Below are 10565 nucleotides of genomic sequence, written 5' to 3'. Positions count from 1 at the left end.
CTTCTTGGCCATAGCAAGATCGAGAACACAGTTCGTTACCTTGGCGTGGATGTCGACGACGCTTTGTCGTTGTCAGAGGCAACCGAAATCTGAGCAAGCGACTTCGCCGGCAGCCGGTTGTGCTTCGTCGGCGAAGCGCCCTCATTTCGGTCGCTAAGACGCACGCGCTAACTTCCGAAAAGCGGAAACTTAAAGTTCCGACCTGCTCGACGACTATGAGCGTCTGACATCGCCCCATGCTCCGATACTTGACGCCTTGGCAGGACTCCCAAAAACGGACACTGCTGGCCAAACGTGGGCAGAAGAACGCCAGTTTCGAGGACCAAAGTGCGACCGCGCAATAGTGGCGCTAAAAGGTAACTGGGAACAATGTCTCACTGCGCAGCCATATTGGTGCGCAGTGAGCTTTGGTCTAGCGAGAAAATTTCCAACTTCAATCGCCTAGTTCGCGATGATGGCGGTGCAAATGACGATGACTGAAACTCTTGCGCCGATAGACAAACAAAGCCATCGATCTTAAAAGCATGCAAGATTGCATAATGTAGGTGATCGTGACTAAGCTCCCCAAACGATTGACTGCTGCTGACAGAGTGCGTCTTGCCATCGCGGACGACATCGTCCGTGGGGTAATCGGACCGGGCGTTTCCCTCGACGAAGCCAGCATTGCCGAGCGCTTCTCTGTTTCAAGGACACCGGTACGCGAGGCTATCCGCCAGCTCGAGGCAATTGGCTTCGTTGAAGCTCGCCCCCACCGAGGTGCAGTCGTGCCGCTTTTCACCCCTGAAAAGCTCAACGAAATTTTCCTAGTCATGGCAGAACTTGAGGCTCTTTGCGCCCGTCTTGCGGCCCAATTCGCCAGCTCGGAAGAGAAGCTATTACTACAAAAAGCACATGCAGCATGCCGCGATGCAGCGCAGGCAGGAGACATTGGTCTTTACTATGATCTCAACATCAAGTTCCACGAGACAATCTACAACTTGAGCCACAACAGTTTCCTTGCCGAGTTGACGATGGGGGCGCGAAACCGCGTGGCGCCGTTCCGGCGGGCCCAGTTTCAGAGCCTGGGGCGACTACTACGCTCAGTCGAGGAGCACGAGGAAGTTGTTGCGGCCATTCTAGACGGGGATGCGGAAAAGGCGGCCACGACCATGCGCGACCACCTTGGTTATGTGCGGACCAGCGTCGACAAAGTCGCGCCGGCATTTGGCGCCTAGCTGTCGGCGCTAACTGGAGTGAGGCTGGTCATAAAGGCGCGCCACCCCCCAAAGCTAGAAATATCTGCCGCGTCTTCGACGGCCACCGCCTCAACCAGAAAACCCTTTGCGACGCTGCCGTCCTTGAGCTTCAGCGTCCCAATGCCGAGCGGGGAAGGAATGCGCGAGACAAATAGACCAAACGCAGCAGGCGACAGAGCCCAAATTTCGACATCGATGCTGACGCCATTCTGGGCAACCCGCAAAAGACCAGGCTTGGGCGGCACGGTGCCAGCAAGGGCGTAGAGCTTATATTCAGGCGCGGTAGCGGTTGCCTCGATCAAGGTAGCGCCAAGTCCCAGCAGTTCATCATTGAGGGGCATGCCGGTTAGATGAGCGCCCACAACAACCAGCGAAATCGTGTCAGGCGAAGCGGAGGTGAGAGTCATGAAAGTCTCCGTTTGGAACTCTCGGGGAGCCGTCCCGGCACCCCGTTTTTGAAGGTTCGACTACTGCGCCGGAGCCAAGTCGAGGCTTTCCCAAGCCTTGACGACGATTTCGTCGGTCAGAATGCTCGCGAGATCGACCGGGCCAGCCAAAGCCTGCTGCTCGCCTTCACCGAGCTGTAGATAGGTCATGTAAAAGTCCCAAGCGTCCGGCAGGAACGTGCCGTGCTGAGCAACGCCATCGGGCGCCGTATAGTAGGACTTGACGAGATCCCAGAACTCTGGCGCTACCGGGTTGTCTCCCAGCGATGCTGCGGCATACTTGGTCTTGAGAAGCTCGAATGCATCTTCGTCGTTGGCCATGCCCCATGCCCAACCCTTCAGCGTCGCTCGAACGAACTTAACAAGCAGTTCCGGATCCTTGTCGAAGGTCTCCGCGCGTACTGAAAGGGCGTCGCCCGGGAAGCGGGCAATAGCTTCGGGCGTGATCGAGCGAACCGAAATTCCCTGAACTGGCAAGAGGAGAAGATCGCGCTTGGCACTGGCGAAGGCCTGGATGCGACCTTGTTCGAACGAACGCACGGTGGTGGCATCACCTTCACCTGCTACAACGATCTTCACATCGCTACCTTCGCGCAATCCGCTCTCAACGATTGAGGCGCGAGTCATGGGAACTTCACCGCCGGCAAGGTCGGATGCACCGATGGTCTTGCCAGCCATGTCGGCCATGGACTGGATTTCACTATCAACCGGCACAACGATGTCGAATGTGTCAGGATAGTAAATCTGCATGATCGACTTTAACGGAAAACCGCGCTGAACGGCCTGCATTGTGGCAGCGGACGAAAAGATACCCCAATCGACATTGCCTGCCGCCAACTGGCGTGCTGCATCCGATGAACCCTTGGAGTAGTTGAGGACGACGTCGAGACCTTCCTCCTCGTAAAAGCCCTGCTCCTGCGCCATGAAGACAGGGAACATCTGTGCGGTCGGGCCACCCTGAGCCGTGACGCCGTGGAACTTAACGAGGTCCTGGGCAGAAGCTGAGCCTAAGAGCGCAGCGAGGATCATGCCGGTAGCAAGAATGTGGGTTTTCATACGTGTTTCTCCGTTTGACGAGTTTTTTCCCTGTCGCGCGGGACCGAGTGGCCGCGCGCAACTGTAAATTTCAGAGCTGCTTCCAGAAAATGATCCGGCTCTCGAGCCATTCGATAAGCTGGTAGATAATCAGCGTGAACACAGAGAGTAGGATGATGAGTGAGAACACGCCGGCAATATCCAGCTGGAAGTTCATCGCGTAGATCAGATAGCCGATACCTGCTGACGCGCCGACGAACTCACCGACGATCACGCCAAGTACAGCCAGCGTCCAGCAGAGCTTCACACCTGCCATCATGATCGGAAGCGCATTAGGGAGAAGCAGGTAGCGGAAGGTTTTCCAACGACCGGCTTTCAACGAGCGCATGAGCTTTACGGCATTCGGGTCCACCGAGGACAGCCCCGTCAAGGTGTTGAGAAACATGGGGAAGAAGCTCATCACCACCGCAATGGCAATCTTGCTAGGCTGATCGAAACCGAACCAAGTAACAAATATCGGCGCGAGCACGATCTTCGGCGGTGCCTGCAGCGCGACGAGGTATGGGTAGATCGTCGCACGCACCGTATCAAACATCGCGACCAAGACGCCGAAGATCACGCCACTCGACAGCCCGATAGCAAAACCCCATGCGATTTCAGAGAGCGTGACACCCGCGTTCGGCCAGAAGTATTCGGCACTCACAACGCGCCCGGTGGCCCAGAAGGTGTCGACAGGCGACGGGATGATGAGCTTGTGGACGAAACCGCTCTCGGTGGAAATGTGCCAGATGGCGATAATGAGAAGACCGAAGCCGATGGCCAACAGGCGATTGCGGATCAACCGCTGTCTCTGATTGCGCTTTTCGGCAGAAATGAACCGGGCCACCGCATCTTCGCGGGCAACCGCTGATGTGCCCGACGGCATGGCGTGTACTGACATGTCCATAGCAAACTCCTAAGTGCTTCCAGCGAAAACGGACCTGCCCGCTCACCGAAAAAGACACAAAACTAAGGGTTAGTGATCAACGCCGAGCATGCGGCGAATCTCGTAGACGTGGTCTGTGTAGCGAGGATCACGCATGATTTCGGCGGTGCGAGGTCGGGGCAAATCCACGTCGACGATGCCCTCCAGACGCCCGGGGCGTGGGGTCATGACAAAAATGCGGTCGGACAGAAACACCGCCTCGCCAATATTGTGCGTGACGAAAACGACGGTCTTACCGGTCTTTTCCCAAATTCGGAGCAGTTCCACGTTCATGGTTTCGCGCGTGAATTCGTCGAGCGCACCAAAGGGCTCGTCCATCAGCAGTACACGCGGATCATGCGCAAGCAGTCGGGCAAGCGCCACGCGTTGACGCATGCCACCAGAAAGCTCACCGGGATAGCGCTCGCCGAAGCCATTGAGACCAACGAGATCGAGCAGTTCATCGGTACGCTCGGCCTGCTGCTTGGCGTCGAGACCGAGGATTTCGCCCGGCAAGCGAACATTCTGGCGAATGGTGCGCCAGGGGAACAGAACTGACGTCTGGAACATCATGCCAATGTCACGGCGCGGCGCGTCGTGATGCTGACCAGCAAGGATCAGATCGCCGCTCGTCTTCTGTTCTAGCCCACCTAGGATGGACAACAGGGTCGACTTACCACATCCACTCGGACCAACCAGCGAAATGAACTCGCCTTCATTAATGGCGAACGAGACATCCGTCAGCGCCACCAGAGGGCCCGTGGCGGTCGAGTAGACTTTGTCGAGATTGGTGCCTTCTATCAAACCCATGAACACATCTCCAATTGCATGCAATCTTGAATGCAATAGACATGCCAGTTGGAGATACAGGCTTTATGTTTGATTTTGACGTCAATTCGCGTGAATATTGCACACAAATTAACCACCATGAGACGCGATGCACAATATTAGAGCGGATTGCATCGAGGATCTCGCCAAGATGGTTCTCACGACAGTGCTGGCACAGCCCATCTTCCTCATGCGGAAGGACAATGGTGGTGAGACCGAGATTTAGATTGGTAGCGATCTCTTCGTAATCGAACTTCGCAACAGCTACGCCATTGGGCCCCCAGCCTTTTCTCAGCAAGCGCCTAATGCCGCCACGTTTCGCGACGCATACGGTTACTGCCTGACATCAGAACCTATGTCTCAGAAATCTGCCTGCGAATTAAGGAACGTTCTGGTCTGCTACGCATGACGAAAGACAAAGCGGTTAGCTGCAGGTCGACCGTCGGAAGCTATCGCCCCCATTCCAGCCATTCGACAAACCTTAGCGGCCTCCCAAAAGCAGACATCGCAATACTGCGCACTGAACGACGGTACTGGGGTGGGTAGCGGACAGGCAGCTTTCAGCGGCGAGGCCGCGATACCGGACATCGTAGGATGTAGCCTAGCTTAGTCGCCACTTCGATGAGTTCGTGGCTGGCTGGCAGGCGGAAGGTTGTCCGGCTGCAAAGAAGAAAGATGTTAGTGGCCATGGCAAAATCGGGAATGCTTTAGAACGGGTTCACGCGCCAACCTCCATCAAGGTGTCCCTTCAGCAGGCACGCGCTCGAGAAGTTGAATCATGGGTTCCCCTGTGTCTGCATCCAGCAAGGTTGCCCCCGTGCTCGGATCCATCGCGTACTGCACGACATAATTTTCCTGGAGAAGTCGGTAACCCGGCAACTCCACCGGTGTCATTTCGGCATGTGCGCGTTCCATGAACTCGGTCCAGATGGCGACCGGGAGCGTTCCGCCGTAGATGCCCGCAGACCTGTCGTCGTCCCGACCCAGCCAGACGCCGGTCACGATATTCGCCGTATAGCCGACGAAGCTGGCGTCCCTGGAGTTCTGGCTGGTGCCGGTCTTCCCTCCAACTTCCCAGTTGGCCAATCCGGCGCGATGTCCGGTGCCGTTCCGCACAGCTGCCACCAACATGTCGTTCATTTGGGATACCGTCAGAGGCGAAAGCACCCGCCCGGGACCGGCGTCGTCTTTCTGGTAAAGCACGCGCCCGCCCTTGGTCTCAATGCGCTCGATGACGCTGGGCACGACGCCGTAGCCCTTGTTCGCGAACGGGACGAATGCTCCCGTAAGCTCCAGCAATGAGATCTCCGCCGTGCCAAGTCCGATCGACGGCACCGGCGGCATGTTCGAGCTGATACCCAGTCTTGCCGCCATCTCGATCACGGCCTGCGGCGTCACGTCTATGGCGAGGCGGGCCGCTACCGTATTAAACGAGTATGCAAGCGCGTCCCGCAGGCTGACCATGCCATGGTATTGGTCGCTATCGTTCTTGGGGCTCCAGCCGTTGAAATCGAAACGGGCGTCCTCAGCGACCGTGTCGGGGGAGTGCCCCTTCTCCATCGCCGCCGCATAGACGATGGGCTTGAACGTCGAACCCGGCTGTCGTCGTGCCGTGACAGCCCGGTTGAACTGGCTGCGCGCATAATCGACGCCGCCCACCATCGCGAGCACCTCCCCGGACGCTGTCATCGAGACCAAGGCGCCCTGGTTGAACTTGCCGTTACCGCCCTCGCGCCGGACGTAGTCCCGCACTATCCGCTCCGCGAAAGACTGCAGGTCTCGGTCGATGGTCGTATAGACGACAACGTCGCCCTCCAGTTCACCGATGTAGCTCGTCATCAGCGCTTCGACCCAATCGGCCACATAGTGTCCGGTGCTGCTGCGCGAGGCCACGACATCGCCATCGGCGCCCTTATAGGCCTCGTCTGCCTCCGCAGGCGTGATCGCGCCATCGCGAACCATGGCGTTGAGCGTCAGCTGCTGCCTTTTTCTCGCGAGTTCGGGGTCGGCCTTGGGGTTGTAGGTGGAAGGCGCTGGCAAGATGCCGGCTAACATCGCCGCTTGGCCGAGACTGAGGTTTCGGGCCGATTTGCCGAAGTAGACCTGCGCCGCCGCCTCGATGCCGGTGGCTCCGCCCCCGAAATAGATCCGGTTGAGGTAGAGCTCGAGGATCTGGTCCTTGGTGAACTCGCGCTCGAGCCACAAGGCAAGCACTGCCTCCTGGATCTTGCGGGACAAGGTCGGATCGGAGGTGAGAAACAGGTTCTTCGCCACCTGCTGCGTGATCGTCGAGGCGCCACGGGTGATTCCGCCGGCTTTCGCGCTGTCCAAGAGCACGGAGGCCAAGCCGACCAAATCGACGCCGAAATGCTCCCGGAAGCGTCGGTCCTCAGCGGCGATGAAGGCCGCAGGTACGTACCAGGGAAGGTCCGAGAAGCCGACTTCCTCCCCGCCCGTCTGGCCCCTGTTCGAGATCAAGGAACCGTTCCTGGCAAGCACACGGATATTGGGCGCGCGGTCGGGGACCGTCCATTCGCTGGAGGCAGGCATCTGCCGCACCTGCTGTCCCACGACGAACATGACCGCCATCGAACCCGCTATCAAAAGCACGAGCGCGGCATTCATGACGTCGCGCAGCCGCAGCCATCTCGCCCGGCGGCGGCGCGTCCTGCGCTTGCGGGGTGATGAGCGGGTCGAGTTCGGACGCAGCCGGTCCTCGGACGGGACTTCGATTTGCATGGCTCTTCAGTGTTCGGACCGGCCACCCCGGCTCGTCGTGGACCGGGGCGGACAAGTACCCTTAGGGGATGTTGCGGGAAATCAGACGACGAGAAGCGGCGATCCGCTGCGGACGTTGTCGTAGAGATGGATGATGTCTTGGGGCAGGAGACGTACGCATCCGCTGGAGATCGCCTGGCCGATCGTCCTCTCGTCCTCGTTCCCGTGGATGCGGTAAAGCGTATCCTCATTGCCCTGATGGATGTATAGGGCGCGCGGTCCCATAGGGTTCTCCGGACCAGGTTCCATGCCGTATCGGTAGATCTCCAGCTCCGGATGACGCTTGATCATGTCGGAAGGCGGCGTCCACCGCGGCCAAGACCGCTTGTAGGCGATGTGGGCACGACCCGACCACGAGAAGCCGGCTGCTCCGATGCCGACGCCGTAGCGGGTAGCCATTCCGTTATCCCGCACGTGGTAAAGGAACCTGTCGGTCGTATCGACCACGACAGAGCCCGCTGGTTCTTCGGTGGTGTTCGGAACTTCCTGACGCCAGAATTGCTCGGGCACCAGTGCCATGTTGGACGCGCGGATCGGGTATTCGTCGTCCAGCACTGCCGCGTACATCGACGCCACCTCGGGTGGCACCGGACGGCGAACCGGCGTGCTGCCTTGCGACCGTGCAGAACTGGCGGTGGTGGCACATCCGGCCAAGGAGGAGGCGAGAAGTGCTGCGGAGCCGGCGAGGAGCGCGCGGCGGTTCAGGGTGATCATCGTGTAATGTCCTGTTGTTCGATGATTGATGGGCTCGAGGCTCAGCCCCGGAGTGCATGTGCCGGGATGTTCTCCCACTCGGCAGGGAGGACGCCGAGCATGGGTGCGATGCGTTGGATTATCCGCCCGGAGATGTCCCCCGCGTTGTAGGCGGCGGTGCGCCCGGTGCCCGGCTTTTCTGGCTGCGGTTCGTCGACCATGACGACCATCGCGTATCGAGGGGCGTCCAGCGGAAAGACGGAAGAAAAGAAGGTGGTCACCTTTTCGCTCGAATACCGACCGGCAACGACCTTCTCGGCGGTTCCGGTCTTGCCGCCCAAGCGGTAGCCATCGGCCAAGGCGTTGGCACGACGCGCGGATCCCTCAAGGGCGTTGAGGCGCAGCAGGTATCGCATCTTCATGCTGGTGGCCTCGCTGATCACCTGTTGCCTGACCAGACCGGAGCCTGGTTCTTGCTTAAGAAGCGTGGGACGAACCAGGTAGCCCCCATTTACCAGGGCGGCCGTTCCCGTCAGCATCTGCAACGGGGTGACGCTAAGCCCGTGGCCGAAGGACACTGTCGCCGAAGCGACTTCGGAGAGCTTCGCCGGAACGACCGACACGGTCTTTTCCGGAAGTTCTATGCCGGGCAAGGAGTCAAAGCCCATACGGCCCAGGAAGGCGCGGAATTCCGTTGGCCCGATCTTCTCCGCGATGCGGACGGTGCCGATGTTGGAAGAAAAGATGAGCACCTCCGCGACCGAGAGGTGGCGATACTTACCGTAGTAGTCCGAGATCGAATGTCTCCCGAAGCGCACGGGAGTGCGGGCGTCGACCTGGTCCGTCAAGGCCACCACGCCGGCGTCCAGGGCGCCCGCGATCGTGATGGGCTTGAAGATCGAAGCTGGTTCGAACTTGCCTGCCGTGATCCGGTTGAAGCGACCCTCCTCAAGCATCGTGGCCGGTCGGTTGGGGTCGAAATCGGGCAATGACACCAGGCCGACTATCTCACCGGTGTGGACATCTATAACCGTCCCAGCCGCGGCGACCGCCTGATATCGATCGAGCGCGTCTCCGAGTTCCCGGTGCAGGACGTTCTGGATGCGCATGTCGATGGAGAGCGAGACGGGCTCCAAGGCCGCGTCTCGCCCGAGACCTGTGGAATGGAGCACATCAAGGCTGTAGAGTTTATCGATATGTGCCTCGATGCCCGCTATACCCGCATTGTCCACGTTGACCGCCCCCAAGACATGGGAAGCCTGTCGGAACGCCGGATAGACGCGCCGCGTCTCGGACAGGAAATCGAGGCCGGGGATGCCCTTCCCCATCAGTGCCGCCTGCTGCTGTGGGGTAAGCTCTCTGGCTAGCCAAGCGAAACCGGAATCCCCATGCAGTCGGTCCTTGAGCCAATCTTCTTCCAGATCGGGCAGGACGGCCCGTATGGCGGCAGCGGCCTCGTCGATGTCGATGATGCGCCGCGGCTCGGCGAATAGCGATGGCACCCGGATATCGAGAGCCATGGGCAAACCATTGCGGTCGTTTATGACTGGACGCGATGCGAGCGTGGCATTGAGGACGCGCCCGTCGACGGCAGGCTGATGTTCCGCCGATCCCAGAACCAGGAGCCGCGCCCCGATCACGACAAATCCGGCGACGATAGCCCACAAAGCCATCTTCAACCGCTTGCCGCTGACATCGAGGTTGCGGGTACGGCTGCCTTGAACGACGATGGGCGTGTCGATCGTCGCGAAGCCTATTGCTTCCCGGTCGGATGTCGGCAGAAGGGTCTGCATGGGGGCTACGCTCGCAGTATGGACTTATGGCGTCGGTCCTCAAGGAAGCCGAGAAGTTTCGATTGAGATGTTCGATATAAATAAGTATACTGACGATAAGCATGCTTGTCAAATTTGGAGTTTGTTTCCTTGAACCTTAAGCACCTTCCCGGCCATCTGGCGCGCCGGTTCCACCAGATCTCTTCCACCCTTTTCGACCTCGAGATGTCCCGCGCTGGCATCGTTCTGACACCTGTGCAGTTCGCCGCTCTCGTGGAGATGAAGGAAAGCCCCGGGATCGACCAAGCAACGCTGGCCGGAACGATCGCCTATGACCGGACCACCATTGGTGGAGTGGTTGATCGTTTGGTCGACAAGGGCATGGTCGAACGCTTCACCGATCAAGCGGATCGGCGTTGCAAGCGCCTCAAGCTTACACCCGTAGGTTTGGAGACGCTCTCGCGTGCCGAGCCACTGGTCTCGAGGTCGCAGCAGGAGCTCGTCTCTAGCCTTACGGCGCACGAGCAAGAACAGCTCGTTGCTCTTATGCAGAAGATTGTCGAAGCCTTAGGAGACAAGAGCCGTACATCGCGCCATCTGTAGCCGCGAGCAGCTACGGATGATGAATGTAATGACAGCTTTTGGAAAATTCGGAACAGCCTTCTATGTCCGGAATGGGGTCGAGAACTGCCGCTGATAAGCCTGCCATATTCGTTCTCTTCATGGCCGCTTCGGCCAGAGGAGAAATGTGATGGGTATCTCACAGTACGACCCTGCTGCTGCAGGAAGACCTGCTTGGAATGCCGGTAGGCAG

The 10565-nt window shown here is 59.0% G+C and carries 8 protein-coding genes and 2 pseudogenes; 3 read left to right on the top strand and 7 right to left on the bottom strand.

Translation table 11 applies throughout. From position 1 onward, the window contains the following. Positions 1-93: pseudogene (locus tag HKD40_RS18000) on the top strand (integrase); the annotation flags it as partial. A gap of 458 nt (positions 94-551) precedes the next feature. Next, on the top strand, positions 552-1214 hold the full coding sequence (locus tag HKD40_RS17360; RefSeq protein WP_349236823.1) for a GntR family transcriptional regulator: 663 nt from the start codon (positions 552-554) through the stop codon (positions 1212-1214). On the opposite strand, the pseudogene HKD40_RS17355 reads toward HKD40_RS17360, so the two are convergent. The 7 genes and pseudogenes from HKD40_RS17355 to HKD40_RS17325 all read right to left on the bottom strand — a co-directional run. Then, positions 1211-1618: pseudogene (locus tag HKD40_RS17355) on the bottom strand (allophanate hydrolase); the annotation flags it as partial. The gene HKD40_RS17360 and the pseudogene HKD40_RS17355 overlap by 4 nt on opposite strands. 84 nt (positions 1619-1702) lie before the next feature. Beyond that, positions 1703-2737 carry an ABC transporter substrate-binding protein gene (locus HKD40_RS17350; protein ID WP_169197030.1) on the bottom strand — a complete coding sequence of 345 codons (1035 nt, stop codon included), beginning with the start codon at positions 2735-2737 and terminating at the stop codon, positions 1703-1705. 70 nt (positions 2738-2807) lie between these two features. Continuing rightward, positions 2808-3662: an ABC transporter permease gene (locus tag HKD40_RS17345; protein WP_169197029.1), complete on the bottom strand. Its 855-nt coding sequence runs from the start codon at positions 3660-3662 to the stop codon at positions 2808-2810. A 69-nt stretch (positions 3663-3731) separates the two neighbouring features. Continuing rightward, positions 3732-4490, bottom strand: a complete 759-nt coding sequence (locus HKD40_RS17340; RefSeq protein WP_210257156.1) for an ABC transporter ATP-binding protein — start codon at positions 4488-4490, stop codon at positions 3732-3734. 753 nt (positions 4491-5243) lie between these two features. Next, positions 5244-7247 carry a PBP1A family penicillin-binding protein gene (locus tag HKD40_RS17335; RefSeq protein ID WP_169197028.1) on the bottom strand — a complete coding sequence of 668 codons (2004 nt, stop codon included), beginning with the start codon at positions 7245-7247 and terminating at the stop codon, positions 5244-5246. Positions 7248-7328: 81 nt separating this feature from the next. After that, positions 7329-8000, bottom strand: coding sequence for a L,D-transpeptidase (locus HKD40_RS17330; protein ID WP_169197027.1), 672 nt, complete (start codon positions 7998-8000; stop codon positions 7329-7331). Positions 8001-8041: 41 nt separating this feature from the next. Further along, complete coding sequence (locus HKD40_RS17325; RefSeq protein ID WP_169197026.1) at positions 8042-9772, bottom strand: penicillin-binding protein 2; 1731 nt, start codon at positions 9770-9772, stop codon at positions 8042-8044. A gap of 129 nt (positions 9773-9901) precedes the next feature. Between HKD40_RS17325 and HKD40_RS17320 the strand changes: the two genes are divergently transcribed. Continuing rightward, positions 9902-10354, top strand: a complete 453-nt coding sequence (locus HKD40_RS17320) for a MarR family transcriptional regulator (RefSeq protein WP_248306127.1) — start codon at positions 9902-9904, stop codon at positions 10352-10354. Positions 10355-10565: the final 211 nt, after the last annotated feature.

It is taken from the genome of Devosia sp. MC1541, assembly GCF_012847305.1.
Taxonomy (GTDB): domain Bacteria; phylum Pseudomonadota; class Alphaproteobacteria; order Rhizobiales; family Devosiaceae; genus Devosia.
This window is presented reverse-complemented; position numbering and strand designations above follow the sequence as displayed.